Consider the following 20,842-nt stretch of genomic DNA (forward strand, 5'->3'; position numbering starts at 1 on the left):
GAACTCGAACAGCTTCGGCGTCCCGAGCTTCCACAGCCTCAGGAACAGCGAGAGCAGCGTGAGCCCGAGGCTCGCCGTCCACCCGACCACCGGGTCCTCGAGGTCCACCCGCTTCCGGGCCCGCTCCCACGCGGTGGGCAATCGCCGTCCGGCAACGTCCGACGACAGGCTCTCCTGCTCGAGCGTCGGCGCGGTTGTCACGTCGCGCAACTGTACGGGGCCGGCCTCGCCGATGACCGAGGCGCAAAACGGGCCGCGCACGGTGGCTGAGGTGCCAGGCCGCCGTTCGCGGCCGAGCCTCGAAGCACCCGCAGGATAGGCACCTACCGGTGCACCGCTGGTCGAGCCTGTCGAGACCTCCGCAAGGAAGGCACCTGGGTGGGTCCCAGCCCCGGCTCGCCTGGCTTCGAGGCGCGGCGCTGGGGCGCCTCGCACCTCAGCCACCGTGGTGGCTCCGTTGGTCAAGCCTGTCGAGACCTCCGCAGGGTAGGCATCCGCTGGCCCGCCGCTGGTCGAGCCTGTCGAGACCTCCGCAGGGTAGGCATCCGCTGGCCCGCCGCTGGTCGAGCCTGTCGAGACCTCCACAAGGAGGCATCCGCTGGCCCCCCGCTGGTCGAGCCTGTCGAGACCTCCGCAGCGAAGGCACCGACGTGGGTCCCAGCCTCGGCTCGCCTGGCTTCGAGGCTCGGCGCTGGGGCGCCTCGCACCTCAGCCACCGTGGTGGCCCGCTGGTCGAGACTGTCGAGACCTCCGCAGCGAAGGCACCTGGGTGGGTCCCAGCCCCGGGTCGCCGGGCTTCGAGGCTCGGCGCTGGGGCGCCTCGCACCTCAGCCACCGTGGTGGCCCCGCTGGTCGAGCCTGTCGAGACCTCCGCAAGGAAGGCATCCGCGGGCCCGCCGCTGGTCGAGCCTGTCGAGACCTCCGCAGCGAAGGCACCTGGGTGGGTCCCAGCCCCGGGTCGCCTGGCTTCGAGGCTCGGCGCTGGGGCGCCTCGCACCTCAGCCACCGTGGTGGCCCCGCTGGTCGAGCCTGTCGAGACCTCCGCAGGGTAGGCACCCGGGCGGGTCTCAGCCCCGGCTCGCCTGGCTTCGAGGCTCGGCGCTGGGGCGCCTCGCACCTCAGCCACCGTGGTGGCCGTGGTGGCTGCGATGATCGAGGGCATGGCCGACGCACCGGGGACGCTCGTGCTCGCGGCCACGCCGATCGGGCGGGTCGAGGACGCCCCACCCCGGCTGGCGCGGGAGCTGGCCGAGGCCGACGTGGTGGCGGCCGAGGACACCCGGCGGCTGCGGCGGCTCACCGCCGAGCTGGGTGTCACCGTCACCGGCCGGGTGGTGTCCTACTTCGAGGGCAACGAGTCCCAGCGCACGCCGGCGCTGCTCGAGGAGCTCGTGGCGGGCCACCGGGTGCTCCTGGTCACCGACGCGGGGATGCCGAGTGTCTCCGACCCCGGCTACCGGCTCGTGGTGGCAGCGGTCGCGGCCGGCGTACCCGTCACGACCGTGCCCGGCCCGTCGGCGGTGCTGGCCGCACTCGCGGTGTCCGGGCTGCCGGTGGACCGGTTCTGCTTCGAGGGGTTCCTGCCCCGCAAGGCCGGCGAGCGGCGTCGACGGCTGGCCGCGCTGACCGGCGAGGAGCGGACCATGGTCTTCTTCGAGGCGCCGCATCGCACGGCGGCGACGCTCGAGGCGATGGCCGAGACCTGGGGTGACGAGCGCAGCGCGGCGGTGTGCCGCGAGCTCACCAAGACCCACGAGGAAGTACGCCGCGGGGCCCTGACCGAGCTGGCCGCGTGGGCCGCCGACGGGGTCCGCGGCGAGGTGACCATCGTGGTGGCGGGCGCCGACCCCGCCGCCGGCGTACCGGCCGACGACGAGGGCCTCCGCGCCGCGGTGGCCGCCCGCGAGGCCGCCGGGATGGCCCGCAAGGAGGCGATCGTGGAGGTTGCCCGGTCGGCCGGGGTGCCCAAGCGGCACGTCTACGCGCTGGTGCACGGCACGTGATCGTGCGACCACCCGCACCCGAGCCGCTGCCGCACCCGGTGGTCGACAACCACTGCCACCTCGACATGGGGCGTGGTGGCGAGGCGCCACTGCCCGTGGCGGAGGCGCTGGCCGCGGCAGCCGCCGTGGGAGTGCCGCGCATCGTCCAGATCGGCTGTGACCTGTCCGGCGCCCGGTGGGCGGTCGAGGCCGCGGCGACGTACGACGCCCTGGTCGCCGGCGTCGCCATCCACCCCAACGAGGCGCCCCGGCTGCCCGACCTCGACGCGGCGCTGGCCGAGATCGAGCGGCTGGCGCAGGCGCACGACAAGGTCCGAGCTGTGGGAGAGACCGGGCTCGACACCTACCGCACGGGCGCCGAGGGCCGCGCGATCCAGGAGGAGTCGTTCCGGCGCCACATCGAACTGGCCAAGCGCCTCGACAAGACCCTGGTGATCCACGACCGCGACGCCCATGACGAGGTGCTGCGCGTCGTCGACGACGAGGGGCCGCCGGAGCGCTGGGTGATGCACTGCTACTCCGGCGACGCCGGGTTCGCACGGGCCTGCCTGGACCGCGGGGCGCACCTCAGCTTCGCCGGGACGGTGACGTTCAAGAACGCCGGATCCGTCCGGGATGCCGCCCGGATCGTCCCGATCGACAAAATTCTTGTCGAGACCGATGCGCCCTACCTCACGCCGATGCCCCACCGCGGCCGGACCAACGCCTCCTACCTCGTGCCGCACACCGTCCGCACCCTCGCTGACCTGCGAAAAGACGACCTCGAGCGGCTGTGCGCGGCGATCGAGACCAACACCGAAACCGCTTTCGGCGGACCCTGGTGAGCCTGCCCTGGATCTCTTGACAAACCCGATGAACCTGGTCACAAGCGGCCCCGAGGGTTTGCATTCGGTCGTTGAACACTGGTGTATTCGTGCCCCGTGCATACGCAGACACGGAAGCTCAAGAGCCTCGCCGGCATGCGTGCAGCGGTCGTCCCAGCAGTCGGGGGAGTCGTCGCAGCGGTCGTCCTCGCAGGTGCCGGGACCCTCGTCGCGGCCCCGGCCCAGGCGATGACGCGCGACGCAGACTTCACCTCGATCAAGACCAAGCAGAAGTTCGTCCCGCACCAGAAGTTCGCCGCGCCGGTCGTCGAGAAGAAGGACAAGTCGATGAACGCCGGCGAGACCAAGCTGGTCCGGAAGGGCAAGCCCGGGGTCCGCAACGTGACCTACATGCTCGTCTTCGAGAACGGCAAGCTCGCCTCCAAGCGGGTGCTGAGCCAGGACGTCCTCAAGAAGCCGCGGCCCAAGGTGGTCCGGGTCGGGACCAAGATCCCGAACGGCGTCTGGGACCGGCTCGCCAACTGTGAGTCCGGCGGCAACTGGCACATCAACACCGGCAACGGCTACTACGGCGGGCTGCAGTTCAGCCTCGGCACCTGGCACGCCTACGGCGGCACCGGGCTGCCGAGCCAGCATAGCCGCGAGACCCAGATCGCCATCGCGACCAAGCTGCGCGACGCCTCGGGCGGCTACGGCGCCTGGCCGGCGTGTGCCGCCAAGCTCGGGCTGCCCACGTAGCCCGCGCCACGCCGAGTCGCTCCACGAAACTCGGCCGAGGTCTCACGGCCGCGCGACTAACGTGCGCTGGGTGACCACGGACGGCGTGCGGCTGCTCGGTGCGGCCGACGTACGCCGGATCGCAGCCGAGCTGGACCTGCGGCCGACCAAGCAGCGCGGGCAGAACTTCGTCATCGACGCCAACACCGTGCGTCGCATCGTTCGTGAGTCCGGGGTCGGCCCCGACGACGTGGTCGTCGAGGTCGGGCCCGGGCTCGGCTCGCTCACCCTGGCGCTGCTCGAGGTGGCCGACCGGGTGGTGGCCGTCGAGGTCGACGACGTGCTGGCGGGCCGGTTGCCGGCCACCGTGGCCGAGCACGCCCCGGACCGCGCCGACCGCTGCGAGGTGGTCCACGCCGACGCGCTGCGCATCGACGGCATACCGGGCCCGCCGCCCACGGCGCTGGTGGCGAACCTGCCCTACAACGTCTCGGTCCCGGTGCTCCTGCACCTGCTCACCGTCCTGCCCTCGCTCGAGAGGGGGCTGGTGATGGTCCAGTCCGAGGTCGCCGACCGGCTCGCCGCGGGTCCGGGCTCCCGGACCTACGGCGTCCCGTCGGTGAAGGCCGCGTGGTTCGCCGACGTACGTCGCGCGGGTGCCGTCGGGCGCACCGTGTTCTGGCCGGCTCCCAACGTGGACTCCGGGCTGGTGGCGTGGTCGCGGCGCGAACCGCCGGCCACCAGCGCGGGCCGCGCGCAGGTCTTCGCGGTCGTCGACGCGGCGTTCGCACAGCGGCGCAAGACCCTGCGCGGTGCGCTCGCCGGCCTGGCCGGCTCGGCCCAGCGGGCCGAGGACGCACTCAGAGCGGCGGGCGTCGACCCCGCCTCGCGTGGCGAGGTGCTCGACGTGACGACGTTCGCGCGGATCGCCGAGGCCCTCGCCGAGGCCGGCGGATGACGGTCACCGTCCGCGCGCCGGCCAAGATCAACCTCCATCTCGGTGTCGGCGCCCCGCGAGACGACGGGTTCCACCCGCTGGTGACCGTCTACCAGGCCGTCGGCCTCTGCGACGACGTCACGGCCGCGCCGTCCCCGGGATGGACCCTCGGCGTGACCGTGCCCGACTGGATGGACGCCGACGACGTGCCGGTCACCGGCGACAACATCGTCGACCGGGCCGGCCGGCTGCTCGCCCGCCGCCACGGCATCCCCGCGCGGGCCGCCGTGTCGGTGACCAAGGCGATCCCCGTCGCCGGCGGGATGGCCGGCGGCTCGGCCGACGCGGCCGCCGCCCTGGTCGCGCTGGACCGCCTGTGGCACCTCGAGACCCCCGATGACGACCTGCTCGCGCTGGCGGCCGAGCTGGGGAGCGACGTGCCGTTCGCGCTGCTGGGCGGTACGGCGCTCGGCACCGGACGCGGTGAGCTCGTGGAGCCGGTGGCCGACCCGTCGACCTGGTGGTGGGTCGTCGTACCGTCCGCCCAGGGGCTGTCCACGCCCGCGGTCTACCGGCGTTTCGACGAGATCCACCCGGACGCGCCGGTCGAGCCGCCGGATGCGGACACCACGCTGGCCGCCCTCGCCACCGGCGACCCGGAGCGGCTGGCCGGGGCGCTGCACAACGACCTCCAGGAGGCCGCGCTCGACCTGCGGCCCGACCTGGCCGACCTGCTCGAGAAGGGCCGGCGCGCCGGCGCCCTGCGTGGCATCGTGTCCGGGTCCGGGCCGACCTGCCTGTTCCTGGCCGACGACGCCGACGCGGCACGCAACGTGGCCGGGCGGCTCTCGGCGCACCACGACGTCGTCCTGGTCGCCAACGGCCCGGTCGCGGGCGCCCACGTGGTCACCTATGCCTAGGGAGAACCCGCGCGCCGCTCGCAACCTGGTCAACCTCGAGCGAGTCTCCAAGTCCTACGGCGTCCGCCCGCTGCTCGCCGGGGTGTCGCTGGGCGTCGGCGCCGGCGATCGGGTCGGTGTCGTCGGCCGCAACGGCGACGGCAAGACCACGCTGCTGAACGTGTTGACCGGGCTCGTGGAGCCCGACTCCGGCCGGGTCTCGCAGCAGCGCGGCCTTCTGATCGGTCACCTGCGCCAGCACGACGAGCTGGTGGACACCCACACCGTCCGCGAGGCGGTGCTGGCCGGGCGCTCCGACCACGAGTGGGCAGCCGACCCACGCACCCGCGAGGTCGTCGAGGTGCTGCTCGCGGGTGTCACGCTGGACCGTGCGGTCGTCGGCCTGTCCGGTGGCGAGCGGCGCCGCTGCTCGCTGGCGGCCCTCCTCCTGGGCGACCACGACCTCGTCGTCCTCGACGAGCCGACCAACCACCTCGACGTCGAGGCGGTGGCCTGGCTCGCCGACCACCTGGCCCGGCGTACCTCGGCGCTGGTCGTGGTCACCCACGACCGCTGGTTCCTCGACGAGATCAGCCAGTGGACCTGGGAGGTCCATGACGGTGCCGTCGACGTCTACGAGGGCGGCTACGCGGCGTACGTCCTCGCCCAGGCCGAGCGGCAGCGGCAGGCCGCCGCCTCCGAGCTGCGCCGGCGCAACCTGGTCCGCAAGGAGCTGGCCTGGCTCCGACGTGGGCCTCCGGCGCGCACGTCGAAGCCCAAGTTCCGCATCGACGCCGCCAACGCGCTCATCGACGACGTCCCGGCGCCGCGGGACCGCCTCGAGCTGCAGCGGTTCGCCAGCCAGCGGCTGGGCAAGGACGTCATCGACATGGAGGACGTCGACCTGGTGCGCGGTGACCGCGTGCTGCTCTCGCACGCGACGTGGCGGCTCGGGCCGGGCGACCGGGTCGGCCTGGTCGGCGTGAACGGCGCCGGGAAGACCTCGGTGCTCAACCTGCTCGCCGGCGAGCTCGCGCCCTCCGCCGGCCGGGTCCGCCACGGCCGCACGGTGTCGCTGCAGCACCTGAGCCAGCACGTCGACGAGGTCGATCCCGAGGCGCGGGTCCTGGACACCGTGGAGTCGGTCCGCCGGGTCACCCGCACCGCCGACGGCGAGATCACCGCGACCGCGATGCTGGAGCGGTTCGGCTTCACCGGCGACAAGCTCACCGCCCGGCTCGGCGACCTCTCCGGTGGCGAGCGGCGCCGGTTCCAGCTGCTCCGGCTCCTCCTCAGCGAGCCCAACGTGCTCCTCCTCGACGAGCCGACCAACGACCTCGACATCGAGACCCTCACCGTCGTGGAGGACTTCCTCGACGACTGGCCCGGCACCCTGGTCGTGGTCTCCCACGACCGCTACTTCCTCGAGCGCACCGTCGACACCGTCTGGGCCCTGCTCGACGACGGCCAGATCTCCCTGCTCCCACGCGGCGTGGAGGAGTACCTCGAGCGCCGCCACGTTGATTCCGGACTTCCGCCGGTCGAATCCGGAGTTCCGCCGGTTGATTCGTTCGACTCGACCGGCGGAAGTGCCGATTCGACCGGCGGAAGTCCGGAATCAACGAAGGCGGCGAAGGGGAGCGCGGAGGAGCGGGGGGCGAGGAAGACGCTTGCGCGGATCGACCGGCGGCTCGAGCGGGTGGCGGCCCGGGAGGTGGAGCTGAACGCCGCGATCGTCGCGGCCGGCCAGGACTACGAGCGGCTCGCCGAGCTGAGCGCCGAGCTCGACGCGGTCGCGGCCGAGCGCGACGCGCTGGAGCACGAGTGGCTCGAGGCCGCCGAGGTGCTGGAGTAGCTCAGCCCGACCGGGCGTCCTCGAACGGCGTCATCAGCCGGCGGAGCAGCCCGGCGAGCTCCTTCTGCTGGCCCGTCGGCAGCTCCGCGAGCAGCGCCTTCTCGGCCTCGATGAGCTCGGTGAACGCGTCGTCGACCGCGGTCTTGCCCTCGCGGGTCAGCCGCACGATCACACCTCGCCGGTCGTCGGGGTCGGGGTGCCGCTCGACGTAGCCGCGGTCGGCGAGCCGGTCGATCCGGTTGGTCATGGTGCCGCTGGTGACGAGCGTGGCGCGCAGCAGCCGCCCGGGGGAGAGCTCGTAGGGCGCCCCGGCGCGGCGCAGCGCGGCCAGCACGTCGAACTCCCAGGACTCGATCGCGTGCGCGGTGAACGCCGCGCGCCGGGCCAGGTCGAGGTGGCGGGCCAGCCGCGAGATCCGGCTGAACACGGCGACGGGGCCGAGGTCGAGGTCGGGTCGCTCCCGCGCCCACGCCTCGGTGAGCTCGTCGACCTCGTCCCGCATGCGGACAGCCTAGCCGTGGTCGAGATTCTTGATGTCAAGACAGGCTCAGAGCAGCGTGGCCAGCCGTACCAGCGCGTCGGCCACGCAGCCCGGCTGCTCGAGCCACGGGAGGTGGCCGGCGGCCGGCACCCCGGTCGCGCTGCCGCGCGGGAACGCCGTCGCGGTCTCGATGGCCGACTCGACGGGCATCGGGCTGCCCAACCCGTAGAGCACCTCCACCGGTCCGCCGTACGCCGCCGCCCGGCCGGGCAGCTCGCCCGAGCTCGTGAGCTTCTTGAGGTCCTCGAAGGTCTCGCTGTAGCCACGCACCGACAGCCGGATGTCGTCGGGCATCGGGGGCGCGGTCCGGGGATCGTCGAAGTATGCCGGCCACACCAGCCGGAGCGACTCCAGCGCGTCGGCCTCGGTGCCCTCCCCGGCCATCGCGCGCCGGTCCAGTTCCTCGGCCTTCTCGCGGACCTCCTCCGGCGTACGCGCCTGCATCGCGGCCTCGAACCGGTCGTAGCCTCCGTCGCCCACGATCCCCAGCGGATCGACCAACAACAGCCCACGGACCCGTTCGGGGTGAGCCATCGCCAGGCACGCCGCCAGGAAGCCGCCCCAGCTGTGGCCGAGCACGACAGCGTCGTCGATGCCGAGGTCGTCGAGGACGGTCACGGCGTCGGCGACGTGCTGGGCCACGGTGAACGGCCCGTCGGTGACCGACGGGGCCAGTCCGCGCTGGGTGTAGCCGATCCGGCGCCAGCCGTCGGTCTCGTCGCCGAGCATGGGCAGGTAGTCCGACATCCCGGGACCGCCGTGGAGGCAGAGGAGCGCGGGTCCGTCGCCCACGATCGTGGCGGGGAAGTCCGTCATGGCCGGAGCCTAGTGCCGGGCGGGCCGACAACTATCTTGACATCAAGAGATCGCTCGAAGGAAACTATCTCGACATCAAGATAGTGAGGAGCCGGACGTGGTACACACCTGGGACCCGGACCGTTACCTGGCCTACGCCGACGAGCGGGGCCGGCCGTTCGTCGAGCTCGTCGCGCGCATCGCGGCACCGGCACCGCGCGAGGTCGTCGACCTGGGCTGCGGTCCCGGCAACCTGACCGTTCTGCTCGCCGAGCGCTGGCCGGACGCACACGTCGTGGGGCTCGACTCGAGCCCGGAGATGATCGAGAAGGCGACGGGGCTCGGCCAGACCGTGGACTACGCCGTGGCCGACCTGCGCGACTGGCGACCCGAACGACCCGTCGACGTGCTGGTGTCCAACGCGACCCTCCAGTGGGTGCCCGACCACCTCGAGCGGCTGCCGGACCTGGTCGGCGCGCTGGCCCCGGGCGGCTGGTTCGCCTTCCAGGTGCCGGGCAACTTCGACGAGCCCAGCCACACCATCCGGCGCGAGCTCGCGGCCGAGGCCGACTACGCGCCGTACACCGCCGGCGTCGCGGTGCCCAGCTCGCACGACTCCGCCGTCTACTACGACGTCCTGGCCGCGGCCGGCTGCGCCGTCGACGTGTGGGAGACGACCTACACCCACGTCCTGCGCGGACCCGACCCGGTCTTCACCTGGGTCTCGGGGACCGGCGCCCGGCCCACGCTGCAGGCGCTCCCCGACGACCTGCGGGCCCGCTTCGAGAGCGAGTTCCGGCGCCGCCTCGCCGCGGCGTACCCGGTCCGCGACGACGGCACCGTGCTGCTGCCGTTCCGCCGGGTGTTCGCAGTGGCGCACCGGCCGTGAGGCTGCACCACGTGCAGGTCTGCTGCCCACGGGGCGGCGAGGCCGAGGTGCGGCGGTTCTATGCCGAGGGGCTCGGGCTGACCGAGGTCGACAAGCCGGCGGAGCTGGCCGGCCGCGGCGGTGCCTGGTTCCGGGCCTATGACGCGGAGGGTGCGGTCTTCGCCGAGCTGCACGTCGGTGTCGAGGAGCCGTTCGCCCCGGCCGGCAAGGCGCACCCGGCGCTGCTGCTCGACTCGGTCGAGCTGCTGGAGCGGACGGCCGCCCGGCTGGAGCGGATGGGGTACGTCGTGGACTTCAGCGAGTGGGCCACCTTCCCCGGCCACCGGCGCGTGCACGTCCGCGACGGCCACGGCAACCGGGTCGAGCTGCTGGGCTGAGCGCCAAGGGACGCCGGGACGCCGCAGATTTTCGTAACCGTCAGGTTGACAGGACGTTGTCCCGAGCGAGAACGTCCGTAGGGCCTGGCGTCTACTCGGGGGGAGTGATGCGGTGTGACTCAGGCAGCAACGCCGATGTCCAACGGCACGACCCAGGTCGTGAACCGGATCAAGCGGGCGCAGGGACAGCTCTCGGGTGTGCTGCGGATGCTCGAGGAGGGCCGGGACCTCCAGGAGATCGTCAACCAGCTCAAGGCGGTCTCTCGTGCGCTCGACCGCGCCGGCTTCGCGATCATCGCCAACGAGCTGCGCCAGGCGGCCCGGGCCGGCGAGGTCAGCGAGGAGGACCTCGACCAGCTCGAGCGGTTCTTCCTGTCCCTGGCCTAGGAGCCGATTCCTACTGACGAGTAACGTGGCGTCATGACCCAGGTCCTCTCGCTGTGGCGCACGTGCACGTCGATCCCGGTGGTGGGCGCCCGGGTGTTCTCCCTCGCGTTCGCGCGGAAGGCGCCGTACTTCTCCTCGGTCCGCCCGCGGTTCACCGTCATCGAGCCCAACCACGCCGAGCTGGTCGTCCGCGACCGGCGGCGGGTGCACAACCACCTCGGGACCGTGCACGCGATCGCGCTCTGCAACGGCCTGGAGGCCGCGATGGGGGCGCTCGCCGAGGCCACCATCCCGCCCGGCCGGCGGTGGATCCCGAAGGGGATGACGGTCTCCTACACCGCCAAGGCGGTCGGCGACATCACCTGCATCGCCGAGACCGACGCGGAGCAGTGGACCTCGCCCGACCCCGACCTGCCCGTGCGGGTGCGCGGCGTCGCCTCCGACGGCACCGTCGTCATCGACGGAGTCATCAACCTGTGGGTGACGGACAAGAAGTCCGCGGTGGAGGTCGCCGCCTCTGCCGAGGGCTGAGGCTCAGCCCCGGCGGCGCCGCCAGCCCCAGAAGCACAGGTGCGCAGCGGCCGCGGCCGCCGACAGCCCACCGATGGCGACCACCGACCCCGTGGGCAGCTTTCCGTCCGTACGCCGCCCGAGCAGCGCCCGGGTCGCCTGGCTGGAGAGTACCGACCCGTCGCTCTGGTGCGACAGGACCGAGCCCGTGCTTTGGTGCGAAAGCCACGACCCGAGGCTCTGCGAGGAGCCGATCGAGAACGCCGACGCGAACGACCCGACGCTGCCGATGCTGGCGCACGAGCCCACCGACCCGATCGACAGGAACGAGTGGTCCGACCAGAGCGAGAGCACCGAGCTGCTAGACCCGATCGACCACCGACCCCTCATGCGTGAAGTATGGCGTGGCGGTGGCCCGCGCCTACCCTTGACCGGTCATGCGTACCTACGAGGTCCGCACCTACGGGTGCCAGATGAACGTCCACGACTCCGAGCGGCTCAGTGGGCTGCTGGAGCACGCGGGCTACGTCCGGGCGTCCGAGGGTGAGGACGCGGACGTCGTCGTCCTCAACACATGTGCGGTCCGCGAGAACGCCGACAACAAGCTCTACGGCAACCTCGGCCACCTCGCTCCCAAGAAGGCCGCGCGGCCGGGCATGCAGATCGCCGTTGGCGGGTGCCTGGCCCAGAAGGACCGCGCGACGATCACCGAGAAGGCGCCCTGGGTCGACGTGGTGTTCGGGACCCACAACCTCGGGTCGCTCCCGGCGCTGCTCGAGCGGGCGCGCGTCAACGACGAGGCTCAGGTCGAGATCCTCGAGTCGCTCGAGGTCTTCCCCTCGACGCTCCCGACTCGCCGCGAGTCGGCGTACGCCGCGTGGGTGTCGGTCAGCGTGGGCTGCAACAACACCTGCACGTTCTGCATCGTCCCCAGCCTCCGGGGCAAGGAGAAGGACCGCCGGCCCGGCGAGATCCTCAGCGAGATCGAGGCCCTGGTCGCCGAGGGCGTCAGCGAGATCACGCTGCTCGGGCAGAACGTCAACGCCTACGGCGTGGAGTTCGGCGACCGTCAGGCCTTCTCCAGGCTGCTGCGGGCCTGCGGCGACGTCGATGGCCTCGAGCGCGTGCGGTTCACCAGTCCGCACCCGGCGGAGTTCACCGACGATGTCATCGCGGCGATGGCCGAGACCCACAACGTGATGCCGAGCCTGCACATGCCGCTGCAGTCCGGATCGGACCGGGTGCTGCGGGCGATGCGGCGCAGCTACCGCCAGGAGAAGTACCTCGGCATCATCGACCGGGTCCGCGCCGCCATCCCGGACGCCGCGATCACCACTGACATCATCGTCGGCTTCCCGGGCGAGACCGAGGACGACTTCCTGCAGACGCTCGCGGTCGTCGAGCAGGCGCGGTTCAGCGGCGCCTTCACCTTCCAGTACTCCAAGCGGCCCGGCACCCCCGCCGCGACCCTGCCCGACCAGGTGGACCCGGCCACCGTGGCCGACCGCTACGAGCGGCTGGTCGCGCTGGTCAACGACATCGCGTGGGAGGAGAACAAGTTGCAGGTCGGGCGCCGCCTCGACGTCATGGTCGCCGAGGGCGAGGGCCGCAAGGACGCCGTGACCCACCGGCTCTCCGGCCGCGCGCCCGACAACCGGCTCGTGCACTTCACCGCGCCCTCCCGAGGGTCAGCCACAGCCGAGGTCCGTCCGGGCGACGTGGCCACCGTCGAGGTCACCTACGCGGCCCCGCACCACCTGGTGGCCGATGGCCCGGTCGTCGTACGCCGGACCCGCAGCGGCGACGCCTGGGAGGCGCGGACCCGCGAGCCGGCGCCTGCCGGCGTCGTGCTGGGGATGCCGGCGGTCGGCGTACCGGCGCCGCTGGCTGATGCTCCGAGCTGTCGATGACCGCGACAGGGGTTCTGTAGCGACCCATCCGCTTCTGTGCCGAGATCTCGGCACAGAAGCTCAGGGGTCACCGGATATCCGGTGACTCCCCCGGGCTGCAGCGGACCCAACCACCCGCGACCGGGCGTCGCCTACTTCTCCGCGTCCTTGTACGGCTTGTCCTGCGATCGCGGGTCCAGGCTGGGGTAGCCGGCAGCAGGCTCGATGCCCTCCGGCTGCACCTCCACCGCGCCCGGCGCCTGCTCGGGCGGGGTGTCAGGGCCGACCTCCGGCGCCGAGGTGTCCCGCACGCCGTCGGTGGCCACCTGGCCCGGGCCGGTGTGGCCGACCCGCTCGCTGCTGACGCCCATGCCGCCGGCGGCCCGTTCGGGACCGGTGGAGTTCGGCGTCGAGTCGCGGATGTCGGTGTCGTGCTCGTGTCCGCTCATGATGAAGCGGTACCCGCTAAGCCGGGGACTCCTTGTCGCCGGAGTCGCCGGGGTCGCCGGGGTCACCGGAGTCGCCGCCCCCCGACCTGGTTGCCTCGGTCTCGGTGTCCTCCCCCTCGGAGAGCACCTCCTTGAGCGGGTCGGGCGACTCGTCGACGGCGGGGTTGGTGTCGAGTCCCAGGTCGGCCGGGATGCTCTCGTCGTCGTCGGGCAGCGCGTCGGCCCCGCCCGGGTTCGGCTCGCCCGGCTCGGCCTCCGGGTCCGGCATCTCGCCCAGGTCGCCGGTCTGCGTGGGCTGGTCGTCACTCATCGATGCCTCCCGGGCTCGGAAATCCGAAGGTCGTGTACGGCGCGACCCCGCCGTCGATCATGCCCCGCAGCACGGCCAGCTCGTGCGGTACCACCGGGTCCGGCAGTGCCGAGAGCGGGAACCACTCCAGCGCCGCGCACTTCTGCGGCTCGACGATGCGCGGCGTGCCCGACCACGTGCGGGTGCTGAAGAAGAAGTCGATCCGCTCGTCGATCGGCTCGCCACCGCGGGTGCGCTGCATCGCGGTCACGAACTCCAGCACGAGGTCGCCGACGTCGATCTCCTCGCGGGCCTCGCGACGCGCGGCGTCGTACGCCGTCTCTCCCTTCTCCACGTGACCGGCCGCGGCGGCCGCCCAGTGGTCGTCCATGAAGCCGGTGTTCTGCCGCAGCTGCAGCAGCACCTCCGGCTCGCCACCTCCAGCAGCGGGAGCGCCGTCCCGCAGCAGGAAGACGTACGCCGCCGGGACGACGACGAACCGGTCGAGCGTCACTGCGACGGCTGGTCGAGCGAGGTCCCGGCGTTCTCCTCCTGGACGGCGGCCTCGGCCTCGGACTGCGTCGGCTCCTCGTGGATCGGTGGCACGTCTGCGGACTCTGGCGCGTCGCTCGAGCTCACGGAATGTCGTCGTCCTTGCCGTCGAGGGAGTCCAGCCCGTCCTTGAGCTTGTCGGCACCCGCGTCGATCTTGTCGTCGAACCTGCCGCCGGTCTTGTCCTCGGCGATCCCCGCGGCCTTGTCGATCCCATCTGCGATCTGGTCGCCGTGATCGTCGACCGCGTCGCTCAGCTTGTCCTTGGCGTCGTCGAGGAAGCCCATGACTGCTCCTGAGGTCGTGCGGGGCCCGAGTGACCCCGCGGCCTTGCCACACTAGCCACATGGCAGCCCCTCCGGCCACGGTCCCCGTCGTGGCCGTGGTCGGTGCGACCGCGTCGGGCAAGACCGGCCTCTCGCTCGACCTGGCCGAGCGCCTCCACGGGGAGGTCGTCAACACCGACGCGATGCAGGTCTACCGGGGCATGGACCTGGGCACCGCCAAGCTCCCACCCAGCCAGCGCCGCGGCATCCCGCACCACCTCCTCGACACCCTCACGGTGCGTGAGCCGGCCACCGTGGCGGAGTTCCAGCGCTGGGCCCGCGACGTGATCGAGCGACTCCGGGCGAAGGGGGCGACGCCGGTCCTCGTCGGCGGCTCGGCGCTCTACACCCGAGCGATCCTGGACCGGTTCGACTTCCCCGGCACCGACGAGACTGTGCGCGCCCGGTGGGAGCGCGAGCTCGAGCAGCGGGGTGCCCCGGCGCTGCACCGGCTGCTCGCGGAGCGCGACCCCGAGGCGGCCGCGCAGATCCTGCCCGACAACGGGCGGCGCATCGTCCGCGCCCTCGAGGTGGGCGAGCTCACCGGCAAGCCGTTCGGCGCGACCCTCCCGGTCCTCGAGTACGCCGACCCGCACACCGTCCAGATCGGCGTCGACATCGACCGCGAGACGCTCGACAAGCGCATCGCCGCCCGGGTCGACGCCATGTTCACCAGCGGCTTCGTCGAGGAGGTCCGGCACCTGCTCGACCACGGCCTGGCCGAGGGGCGCACCGCACCGCGGGCCATCGGCTACCGGGAGGTCGTCGCCCACCTCCGGGGCGAGCTCACCGAGGACGAGGCGCGCGAGCGCACGGCGCAGGCGACCCGGCGGTTCGCCCGCCGGCAGGACTCGTGGTTCCGCAAGGACCCGCGCATCGTATGGATCAGGTACGACGACCCGGACCTGGTCGAGAAGGCGCTCGCAGCGGTCCGCGAGGTGTGAGCAAGTTCGGTCGGGCGGTGGCCGGCGCGCGAGGCCAGACTGGACCCGTGAGCGAGGACTACAAGGGGCGGGACCGGCTCAGGGAGCTGCTGGACGCGGTGCTCGACGACGACAACCGCAGCCTCGTCGAGATGGCGGGCGACGCCTACTCCTCGCCCTTCCACTTCAGCCGCCAGCTCTCCCGCGGCGCCGGCGAGCCACCGGTGGCGATGAAGCGCCGGGTGCTGCTGGAGCGCGCAGCCTGGCAGCTGCTCCAGGGCGCGTCGGTCACGGACACGGCGTTCGAGGCGGGCTATGAGTCGGTCGAGGGCTTCAGCCGGGCGTTCACTCGCGCCTACGGCCATCCGCCGAGCGCGCTGAAGGACCAGGGCCGTACGGCGCACTGGCTGGCCGCGCCGAACGGGATCCACTTCCATCCGCCGTTCTCGCTCTGGGTCGAGGCCGAGCCCGGCCGACCGAGCGGGGGCGCCGGCGTCACCACCCTGATGCTCCAGCACGACGTCGACGACACCAGGGTGCTGCTCGACGCGGCCAAGCAGCTGCCCGACGAGCGCTACCGCGAGCCGCGGCTGCCGGCGCGTCAGGTGACGGTGTTCGAGCGGCCCGAGCGGTCGCTGGCCCAGCTGCTCGAGCGGCTGGTCTTCACCAAGGAGGTCTGGGTCGCGTCGATCACCGGAGCCGACTACCCGGACCGGGAGCCGGACGATGTCGCGTCGCTGGTCGAGCGGTTCGAGGACGCGGCGGCCGCGTGGCTGGCCGTCGTGCGCGACATCGACCGGCGCGACGCGTGGGCCGACCGTGTCGTCGACGCCCTCTGCGACCCGCCGGAGAGCTTCGTGCTCGCCGGCATCGTCGCGCACGTGCTGACCTTCTCCGCCGCCCGGCGCACGCTGGTCCGCCAGCTCCTGGTCGAGGACGGCCTGTTCGCCGGGGAGCCGCTCGACTCGCCCGCACTCTCCGGTGACCCGCTCAACTGGATGAAGCGATGACCCGCACGACCTACTACACCGCGATGACGCTGGACGGCTTCCTCGCCGACGAGCACGACTCCCTCGACTGGCTGTTCGTCCAGGAGCAGGACGAGCAGGGGCCGCTCAACTACGACGCGTTCATCAAGGACATCGGCGCGATCGTGATGGGCGCGACGACCTATGAGTGGATCCTGGCGAACCACGTCGACAAGGGCGAGCCCTGGATGTACGACGTGCCCACGTGGGTGGTCAGCCACCGCGAGCACCGCCGGGTCGAGGGCGCCGACCTCCGGTTCGCCCAGGGCGACGTGGCGCCGCTGCACGACCAGATGATCGAGGCGGCCGGCGGCAAGGACCTGTGGGTGGTCGGGGGCGGTGACCTCGCGGCGCAGTTCGCCGAGGCCGGCCGGCTCGACGAGGTGATCTGCTACATCGCCCCGGTCACGCTGGGCGCCGGGCGGCCGCTGTTCCCGAGGCGCTTCGACTTCCGGCTGGCCGAGGTGCACCGGAACAAGGCGTTCATCGCGGCGCGCTACGAGGTGGTCGGCCCCCGCGCCGCTTGAACCCGCACGTGCGGGTACCACCAGCGGCATGTTCTCGGGCCCGATCGTCACCCTGACCACCGCAGCCCTCGCCCTCACCGTCGTCCAGGCGCCGACGGCGGGCGTCGTAGGTCACAACTGAGGGGCGACCGGAGTCTGCCGCCCCTACGCTGGGGCGGTGACCACGACCGAGCCGCAGACCTTCACGACAGTCGACACCGTGGAACAGCTGGTGGAGATCCTCGGGGAGGCGACCGGCCCGGTGACCGCCAAGGAGCGGTCCGCGCTGACCGGCATCGACCGCGACTGGCTGGCCGCGACGCCGTTCTGCGTCCTGGCCACCTCCGACGCGGACGGCAACTGCGACGCCTCCCCGAAGGGCGACCCGGCGGGCGCGCTGGTGCACGTCATCGACGACACCACGATCGCGGTCGCCGAGCGTCCCGGGAACCGCCGGGCCGACGGCTACCGCAACATCCTCAGCAACCCGCACGTCGGGCTGAACTTCTTCATCCCCGGTCGCGGTGACACGCTGCGGATCAACGGCCGGGCCCGGCTGGTGAGCGACGCGCCGTTCTTCGACGAGATGGTGGTCAAGGGCCACCGGCCGGTCCTGGCCCTGGTCGTCGACATCGACACGATCTTCTTCCACTGCGCCAAGGCGTTCCTCCGGTCCGGGCTGTGGAAGCCGGAGACGTGGGACCCCGAGGCCATCGTCCCGCGCCGCGCGGTGGTCGCGCAGCAGATGGAGCGCCGCGGGACGCCGCTCGCCGAGCTCGACGCCTACTACGACCCGGACAACTACGCCGGAGGGCTCTACACCCGGTGAGCACCCGGTGACCTACCCGTTCCTCAAGGGGCACGGCACGGAGAACGACTTCGTCCTCCTGCCCGACCTCGACGGCTCGATCCACGGCGGCCGGTCCGCCGAGGAGCTCGCCGAACGGGTCCGGGCGCTCTGCGACCGGCGGGCCGGGATCGGCGGTGACGGGGTGCTGCGGGTGGTCCGCGCCTCCGGCCCCGGCGCCGAGTGGTTCATGGACTACCGCAACGCCGACGGGTCCCTGTCGGAGATGTGCGGCAACGGCATCAGGCTGTTCGTGCGCTACCTCGTCGACACCGGCCTCGCCGACCCGGCGACACCGATCCGCGTCGACACCCGCGACGGCGTCAAGACCCTCACCGTCGACGGTGACCTGATCACCGCCGACATGGGCACGCCCACGGTGCTCGGTGACACGACGGTGATCGCGGACGGCATCACGTGGGCGGCCCGCCACGTCGACATGGGCAACCCGCATGCGGTGGCCTTCGTGTCCCGGCTCGAGGAGCCCGGCCCGCTGCTCGAGCCGCCGCGCCACGACCCGGCGGTCTTCCCCGACGGCGTCAACGTCGAGTTCGTCGTACGCCGTGGCGAGCGGCACATCGCGATGCGCGTCCACGAGCGGGGCTCCGGCGAGACGCGGTCGTGCGGCACCGGCGCCTGCGCTGCCATGGTCGCCACCGCGGTGGCCCACCACGACCGACCGGGAGCCGGTGATGGGCAGAGCGACGTGGCCTACCGGGTCGACGTGCCGGGCGGCACGCTCACCGTCACCTGGACCGCTGACGACCGGATCCTGCTCACCGGTCCGGCTGTGGTCGTGGCGAGCGGGACCACCGACCTGTAGGGCGACCACCCGCTACTAGGCTCCCCGGCCATGGAGATCAGTGGATCGACCGCCATCGTCACCGGCGCCGCCTCCGGGATCGGTGCGGCCTGTGCCCGTCGGCTCGCCGCCAGGGGCGCCACCGTCGTGGTCGCGGACGTGCAGGCCGACAAGGGCGAGGCGCTGGCCGCCGAGATCAAGGGTGTCTTCGCCCAGGTCGACGTGACCAAGACCGAGCAGATCACCGCCGCCGTCAACGCCGCCGCCGAGATCGCGCCGCTGCGCGCCGTGGTCAACTCCGCCGGCATCGGCTGGGCGCAGCGGACCATCGGCCGCGACGGCCAGATCGAGTCCGCCCACGACCTCGACGCGTTCCGGAGGGTCGTCGAGATCAACCTGATCGGCACCTTCGACATGACCCGCCAGGCCGCGACGATCATGAGCCGCAACGAGCCCGACGAGGACGGCCAGCGCGGCGCGATCGTCAACCTCGCGAGCGTGGCCGCCTTCGACGGACAGATCGGCCAGGCGTCCTACAGCGCGTCCAAGGGCGGCGTGGTCGGCATGACCCTGCCGGTGGCCCGCGACCTCTCGGCGTCCGGCATCCGGCTCAACACGATCGCACCCGGGTTGATCGACACCCCGATCTACGGTGAGGGGCCCGAGGCCGAGGCGTTCAAGGCCAAGCTGGGGGAGAGCGTGCTGTTCCCGAAGCGGCTCGGCGTCCCCGACGAGCTCGCCTCGATGGTGGTCGAGTGCCTCACCAACTCCTACATGAACGCCGAGGTGGTCCGCGTCGACGGCGGCATCCGGATGCCGCCGAAGTAGGTCACTCCAGGGCGGTGCGCTCCTCGTCGGTGAACGCCTCCATCTGCGCCGCAGGAGCCGCTACCCGCGCCTCGCGCAGCTTGGCGATCTTGCCGGAGGCGGTGGCCATCGCGGCCGCGCTCTTCGAGCGGCTGTAGGTCACCGCGTGGTCGCGGGCGATGCCGAGCGACTCGCCGACCTCGATCGCGTCCTGGTCGGCGCCCATGTACATGAACGTCCAGCCGAAGACGTTGCTCTGCTGGCGCACCAGTGAGCTGATCGAGGCGGCGGTCCACTCCTTGCTGGCGTTCTCCATCCCGTCGGTCATGATCGCGACGATCACCGTCCCGGGCCGCTCGTCCTCCTTCATGGCCGCGAGCCTCTGGCCGGCGTCGGTGATCAGCCTGCCCATCGCGTCGTGCAGCGCGGTCATGTTGCGCGGCTGGAGGTCGAGCGACGGTACGTCGGCGATCGGCCGGTCGGCGTAGACCACCTCGTAGACGTCGTCGAACTGCGCCAGCGTGGCCCGGCACTCGCCGACGCCGCGCTGCTGCTCCTCGACGAAGGCCGCGAAGCCGCCCTCGATGTCTGACTTGATCGACTGCATCGAGCCGGAGCGGTCGAGCAGGAAGTAGAGGTGGGTCAGGTCAGAACGCGTCATGTCGGCCTCCTAGGTCCGTCGGCGTGGTTTGAACCGCATCGGTGCGGCTGCGGGAGCGGGCGCGGGCTTCGGGGTCCCGGACTCGTGGTCGTACTTGGCCCGCTCGACTCCGGCGGCCGTCACCCGGCCGTCCTCGTTGGCGTAGGCGCCGAGGGTCCGGGTGCGGGCCAGGCGGGGTGGCACGGCGTTCTCGCTCAGCCCGGCCGCCGCCCCGGCCGCGCGCATCGACACCTTGCCCGACAACAGCGCCTCGGCCATCGACTCGTCGATGAGCGCGGTCAGCCGGTCGGCCGCCTCCCGCAGGTGGGGGAGGGCCTCGTCGGCGTCCTTGCCCACGGCTTGTGCCAGGGCCATGCGGATGTCGTCGAGAGCCTTCGGATCGGGTGCCATGCGACCAGTGTGCCGCATAAACTGCGGATACGCAAATTATGCGATCCCGCAGATTTTGCTGACGCCCCCGTTCGGGCTGCAGGGGTGCTACACAGATCCCGTGCCCAACCTGCGCATCACCGTCGACGCCGAGACCCTGAAGCGCGCCCGGGCTCGAGCCGCACAGCACGGCGAGTCGGTCAACGCGATGCTGGCCGAGGCGCTGCGCCGTTACGCCGATGACACCCGGCCCGACGACGTCTTCGCCTCGATCGAGGCCGTGGCCGACGCGCATGCCCTCGGGCGCGACAGTGGCGAGCGGACCTGGATCCGCGACGACCTGGCAACTGGCTCTCAGCTCCGGGGGGTCCGGATCGTCAACCCCCTCGAGCCGAGCTGAGGATTGCGCCCGACCAGTCCGTGAGGTCCAGCACCTCGTCCGCAGCACCCGCTCGAGCGGCGGCCGCCTCGACCAGGTCGGCGTTCGGCTGGTCGACGCGCAGGACCCATTCGCGGGCGTGGGCGGGGTCCTTGCCGGAGTCGTTGTGCCGCTGCACGAGCCGCTCGATCCGCGTCTCCTCGTCGCACACGAGGTGCCAGACCGCGTCGCACTCGCGGCGGACGGCGTGCCAGCGCGGCTCGTCGAGGAGCAGGTAGTTG

The 20,842-nt window shown here is 72.3% G+C and carries 27 protein-coding genes and 2 pseudogenes; 18 read left to right on the forward strand and 11 right to left on the reverse strand.

The window, feature by feature from the left end:
* Positions 1-201 (reverse strand): annotated as a pseudogene (locus VFV89_RS03120) (phospholipid carrier-dependent glycosyltransferase); the annotation flags it as partial.
* A 959-nt stretch (positions 202-1,160) separates the two neighbouring features.
* On the opposite strand from VFV89_RS03120, the gene rsmI reads away from it, so the two are divergent.
* The 6 genes from rsmI (at position 1,161) to VFV89_RS03150 (ending at position 7,235) form a co-directional block, all read left to right on the forward strand.
* Positions 1,161-2,003 carry a 16S rRNA (cytidine(1402)-2'-O)-methyltransferase gene (rsmI, locus tag VFV89_RS03125; protein ID WP_329704465.1) on the forward strand — a complete coding sequence of 281 codons (843 nt, stop codon included), beginning with the start codon at positions 1,161-1,163 and terminating at the stop codon, positions 2,001-2,003.
* Complete coding sequence (locus tag VFV89_RS03130; protein WP_329704440.1) at positions 2,000-2,827, forward strand: TatD family hydrolase; 828 nt, start codon at positions 2,000-2,002, stop codon at positions 2,825-2,827. Before rsmI ends, VFV89_RS03130 begins: the two co-directional genes overlap by 4 nt.
* A 135-nt stretch (positions 2,828-2,962) precedes the next feature.
* Positions 2,963-3,565, forward strand: a complete 603-nt coding sequence (locus VFV89_RS03135; RefSeq protein ID WP_329704441.1) for a resuscitation-promoting factor — start codon at positions 2,963-2,965, stop codon at positions 3,563-3,565.
* Between the two features lie 70 nt (positions 3,566-3,635).
* Complete coding sequence (gene rsmA / locus VFV89_RS03140) at positions 3,636-4,502, forward strand: 16S rRNA (adenine(1518)-N(6)/adenine(1519)-N(6))-dimethyltransferase RsmA (RefSeq protein WP_329704442.1); 867 nt, start codon at positions 3,636-3,638, stop codon at positions 4,500-4,502.
* Positions 4,499-5,401 carry a 4-(cytidine 5'-diphospho)-2-C-methyl-D-erythritol kinase gene (locus tag VFV89_RS03145; RefSeq protein ID WP_329704443.1) on the forward strand — a complete coding sequence of 301 codons (903 nt, stop codon included), beginning with the start codon at positions 4,499-4,501 and terminating at the stop codon, positions 5,399-5,401. The genes rsmA and VFV89_RS03145 overlap by 4 nt, the downstream gene beginning before the upstream one ends.
* The gene (locus VFV89_RS03150; protein ID WP_329704444.1) at positions 5,394-7,235 is read left to right on the forward strand and encodes an ABC-F family ATP-binding cassette domain-containing protein; all 1,842 of its coding nucleotides are present in this window, start codon (positions 5,394-5,396) and stop codon (positions 7,233-7,235) included. The genes VFV89_RS03145 and VFV89_RS03150 overlap by 8 nt, the downstream gene beginning before the upstream one ends.
* Position 7,236: 1 nt before the next feature.
* Here VFV89_RS03150 and VFV89_RS03155 read toward each other — a convergent pair whose 3' ends face one another.
* The gene (locus tag VFV89_RS03155; protein WP_329704445.1) at positions 7,237-7,737 is read right to left on the reverse strand and encodes a MarR family winged helix-turn-helix transcriptional regulator; all 501 of its coding nucleotides are present in this window, start codon (positions 7,735-7,737) and stop codon (positions 7,237-7,239) included.
* A gap of 45 nt (positions 7,738-7,782) precedes the next feature.
* A complete protein-coding gene (locus VFV89_RS03160) occupies positions 7,783-8,592 on the reverse strand; it encodes an alpha/beta hydrolase (RefSeq protein WP_329704446.1) in 810 nt (269 codons plus the stop codon).
* 97 nt (positions 8,593-8,689) lie between these two features.
* On the opposite strand from VFV89_RS03160, the gene VFV89_RS03165 reads away from it, so the two are divergent.
* The 4 genes from VFV89_RS03165 (at position 8,690) to VFV89_RS03180 (ending at position 10,755) form a co-directional block, all read left to right on the forward strand.
* Positions 8,690-9,460 carry a trans-aconitate 2-methyltransferase gene (locus VFV89_RS03165; protein WP_329704447.1) on the forward strand — a complete coding sequence of 257 codons (771 nt, stop codon included), beginning with the start codon at positions 8,690-8,692 and terminating at the stop codon, positions 9,458-9,460.
* On the forward strand, positions 9,457-9,837 hold the full coding sequence (locus tag VFV89_RS03170; RefSeq protein ID WP_329704448.1) for a VOC family protein: 381 nt from the start codon (positions 9,457-9,459) through the stop codon (positions 9,835-9,837). The genes VFV89_RS03165 and VFV89_RS03170 overlap by 4 nt, the downstream gene beginning before the upstream one ends.
* Positions 9,838-9,972: 135 nt before the next feature.
* A complete protein-coding gene (locus tag VFV89_RS03175; RefSeq protein WP_329704466.1) occupies positions 9,973-10,224 on the forward strand; it encodes a metal-sensitive transcriptional regulator in 252 nt (83 codons plus the stop codon).
* Between the two features lie 33 nt (positions 10,225-10,257).
* Positions 10,258-10,755: a hotdog fold domain-containing protein gene (locus tag VFV89_RS03180; RefSeq protein WP_329704449.1), complete on the forward strand. Its 498-nt coding sequence runs from the start codon at positions 10,258-10,260 to the stop codon at positions 10,753-10,755.
* Positions 10,756-10,758: 3 nt separating this feature from the next.
* Here the strand turns inward: VFV89_RS03180 and VFV89_RS03185 are convergent, their stop codons facing one another.
* Positions 10,759-11,124 (reverse strand): hypothetical protein, encoded by a 366-nt coding sequence (locus VFV89_RS03185; protein ID WP_329704450.1) that lies wholly within the window; start codon positions 11,122-11,124, stop codon positions 10,759-10,761.
* 47 nt (positions 11,125-11,171) lie between these two features.
* Between VFV89_RS03185 and miaB the strand changes: the two genes are divergently transcribed.
* On the forward strand, positions 11,172-12,644 hold the full coding sequence (gene miaB, locus VFV89_RS03190) for a tRNA (N6-isopentenyl adenosine(37)-C2)-methylthiotransferase MiaB (RefSeq protein ID WP_329704451.1): 1,473 nt from the start codon (positions 11,172-11,174) through the stop codon (positions 12,642-12,644).
* 131 nt (positions 12,645-12,775) lie between these two features.
* Here the strand turns inward: miaB and VFV89_RS03195 are convergent, their stop codons facing one another.
* The 4 genes from VFV89_RS03195 to VFV89_RS03210 all read right to left on the reverse strand — a co-directional run bounded on the left by VFV89_RS03195 (position 12,776) and on the right by VFV89_RS03210 (position 14,200).
* Complete coding sequence (locus VFV89_RS03195; protein WP_329704452.1) at positions 12,776-13,072, reverse strand: hypothetical protein; 297 nt, start codon at positions 13,070-13,072, stop codon at positions 12,776-12,778.
* Positions 13,073-13,088: 16 nt separating this feature from the next.
* Positions 13,089-13,382 carry a hypothetical protein gene (locus VFV89_RS03200; RefSeq protein ID WP_329704453.1) on the reverse strand — a complete coding sequence of 98 codons (294 nt, stop codon included), beginning with the start codon at positions 13,380-13,382 and terminating at the stop codon, positions 13,089-13,091.
* Complete coding sequence (locus VFV89_RS03205; RefSeq protein WP_329704454.1) at positions 13,375-13,875, reverse strand: NUDIX domain-containing protein; 501 nt, start codon at positions 13,873-13,875, stop codon at positions 13,375-13,377. Before VFV89_RS03205 ends, VFV89_RS03200 begins: the two co-directional genes overlap by 8 nt.
* 121 nt (positions 13,876-13,996) lie before the next feature.
* A complete protein-coding gene (locus VFV89_RS03210) occupies positions 13,997-14,200 on the reverse strand; it encodes an antitoxin (protein ID WP_329704455.1) in 204 nt (67 codons plus the stop codon).
* 59 nt (positions 14,201-14,259) lie between these two features.
* On the opposite strand from VFV89_RS03210, the gene miaA reads away from it, so the two are divergent.
* The 6 genes from miaA (at position 14,260) to VFV89_RS03240 (ending at position 19,173) form a co-directional block, all read left to right on the forward strand.
* Entirely contained in the window at positions 14,260-15,183 is a 924-nt protein-coding gene (gene miaA / locus VFV89_RS03215; protein ID WP_329704456.1) for a tRNA (adenosine(37)-N6)-dimethylallyltransferase MiaA, read from the forward strand.
* Between the two features lie 47 nt (positions 15,184-15,230).
* Positions 15,231-16,172: a helix-turn-helix transcriptional regulator gene (locus VFV89_RS03220; protein WP_329704457.1), complete on the forward strand. Its 942-nt coding sequence runs from the start codon at positions 15,231-15,233 to the stop codon at positions 16,170-16,172.
* Positions 16,169-16,717, forward strand: coding sequence for a dihydrofolate reductase family protein (locus tag VFV89_RS03225; RefSeq protein WP_329704458.1), 549 nt, complete (start codon positions 16,169-16,171; stop codon positions 16,715-16,717). Before VFV89_RS03220 ends, VFV89_RS03225 begins: the two co-directional genes overlap by 4 nt.
* Positions 16,718-16,874: 157 nt before the next feature.
* Positions 16,875-17,525: an MSMEG_1061 family FMN-dependent PPOX-type flavoprotein gene (locus VFV89_RS03230; protein ID WP_329704459.1), complete on the forward strand. Its 651-nt coding sequence runs from the start codon at positions 16,875-16,877 to the stop codon at positions 17,523-17,525.
* A gap of 7 nt (positions 17,526-17,532) precedes the next feature.
* Positions 17,533-18,366, forward strand: a complete 834-nt coding sequence (gene dapF / locus VFV89_RS03235) for a diaminopimelate epimerase (protein WP_329704460.1) — start codon at positions 17,533-17,535, stop codon at positions 18,364-18,366.
* Between the two features lie 30 nt (positions 18,367-18,396).
* Complete coding sequence (locus VFV89_RS03240) at positions 18,397-19,173, forward strand: SDR family NAD(P)-dependent oxidoreductase (RefSeq protein WP_329704461.1); 777 nt, start codon at positions 18,397-18,399, stop codon at positions 19,171-19,173.
* Between the two features lies 1 nt (position 19,174).
* Here VFV89_RS03240 and VFV89_RS03245 read toward each other — a convergent pair whose 3' ends face one another.
* Together VFV89_RS03245 and VFV89_RS03250 are read right to left on the reverse strand one after the other, a co-directional pair.
* Positions 19,175-19,813: a VWA domain-containing protein gene (locus VFV89_RS03245; RefSeq protein ID WP_329704462.1), complete on the reverse strand. Its 639-nt coding sequence runs from the start codon at positions 19,811-19,813 to the stop codon at positions 19,175-19,177.
* A 9-nt stretch (positions 19,814-19,822) separates the two neighbouring features.
* The gene (locus VFV89_RS03250; RefSeq protein ID WP_329704463.1) at positions 19,823-20,203 is read right to left on the reverse strand and encodes a hypothetical protein; all 381 of its coding nucleotides are present in this window, start codon (positions 20,201-20,203) and stop codon (positions 19,823-19,825) included.
* A 100-nt stretch (positions 20,204-20,303) separates the two neighbouring features.
* Between VFV89_RS03250 and VFV89_RS03255 the strand changes: the two genes are divergently transcribed.
* A complete protein-coding gene (locus VFV89_RS03255; RefSeq protein ID WP_329704464.1) occupies positions 20,304-20,582 on the forward strand; it encodes a hypothetical protein in 279 nt (92 codons plus the stop codon).
* On the opposite strand, the pseudogene VFV89_RS03260 reads toward VFV89_RS03255, so the two are convergent.
* Positions 20,560-20,842 (reverse strand): annotated as a pseudogene (locus tag VFV89_RS03260) (hypothetical protein); the annotation flags it as partial. The gene VFV89_RS03255 and the pseudogene VFV89_RS03260 overlap by 23 nt on opposite strands.

The organism is Nocardioides sp., from assembly GCF_036274455.1.
GTDB lineage: Bacteria > Actinomycetota > Actinomycetes > Propionibacteriales > Nocardioidaceae > Nocardioides.

Excerpts from the sequence above, each read along its gene's own strand:
- VFV89_RS03150 (WP_329704444.1), top strand. The coding sequence starts at position 5,394 with ATGCCTAGGGAGAACCCGCGCGCCGCTCGCAACCTGGTCAACCTCGAG.
- VFV89_RS03195 (WP_329704452.1), bottom strand. The coding sequence starts at position 13,072 with ATGAGCGGACACGAGCACGACACCGACATCCGCGACTCGACGCCGAAC.
- VFV89_RS03160 (WP_329704446.1), bottom strand. The coding sequence starts at position 8,592 with ATGACGGACTTCCCCGCCACGATCGTGGGCGACGGACCCGCGCTCCTC.
- VFV89_RS03240 (WP_329704461.1), top strand. The coding sequence starts at position 18,397 with ATGGAGATCAGTGGATCGACCGCCATCGTCACCGGCGCCGCCTCCGGG.
- miaA (WP_329704456.1), top strand. The coding sequence starts at position 14,260 with ATGGCAGCCCCTCCGGCCACGGTCCCCGTCGTGGCCGTGGTCGGTGCG.
- VFV89_RS03250 (WP_329704463.1), bottom strand. The coding sequence starts at position 20,203 with ATGGCACCCGATCCGAAGGCTCTCGACGACATCCGCATGGCCCTGGCA.
- miaB (WP_329704451.1), top strand. The coding sequence starts at position 11,172 with ATGCGTACCTACGAGGTCCGCACCTACGGGTGCCAGATGAACGTCCAC.
- VFV89_RS03180 (WP_329704449.1), top strand. The coding sequence starts at position 10,258 with ATGACCCAGGTCCTCTCGCTGTGGCGCACGTGCACGTCGATCCCGGTG.
- VFV89_RS03155 (WP_329704445.1), bottom strand. The coding sequence starts at position 7,737 with ATGCGGGACGAGGTCGACGAGCTCACCGAGGCGTGGGCGCGGGAGCGA.
- VFV89_RS03145 (WP_329704443.1), top strand. The coding sequence starts at position 4,499 with ATGACGGTCACCGTCCGCGCGCCGGCCAAGATCAACCTCCATCTCGGT.
- VFV89_RS03175 (WP_329704466.1), top strand. The coding sequence starts at position 9,973 with ATGTCCAACGGCACGACCCAGGTCGTGAACCGGATCAAGCGGGCGCAG.
- VFV89_RS03245 (WP_329704462.1), bottom strand. The coding sequence starts at position 19,813 with ATGACGCGTTCTGACCTGACCCACCTCTACTTCCTGCTCGACCGCTCC.
- VFV89_RS03225 (WP_329704458.1), top strand. The coding sequence starts at position 16,169 with ATGACCCGCACGACCTACTACACCGCGATGACGCTGGACGGCTTCCTC.
- VFV89_RS03185 (WP_329704450.1), bottom strand. The coding sequence starts at position 11,124 with ATGAGGGGTCGGTGGTCGATCGGGTCTAGCAGCTCGGTGCTCTCGCTC.
- VFV89_RS03135 (WP_329704441.1), top strand. The coding sequence starts at position 2,963 with ATGCGTGCAGCGGTCGTCCCAGCAGTCGGGGGAGTCGTCGCAGCGGTC.
- rsmI (WP_329704465.1), top strand. The coding sequence starts at position 1,161 with ATGGCCGACGCACCGGGGACGCTCGTGCTCGCGGCCACGCCGATCGGG.
- VFV89_RS03200 (WP_329704453.1), bottom strand. The coding sequence starts at position 13,382 with ATGAGTGACGACCAGCCCACGCAGACCGGCGACCTGGGCGAGATGCCG.
- VFV89_RS03210 (WP_329704455.1), bottom strand. The coding sequence starts at position 14,200 with ATGGGCTTCCTCGACGACGCCAAGGACAAGCTGAGCGACGCGGTCGAC.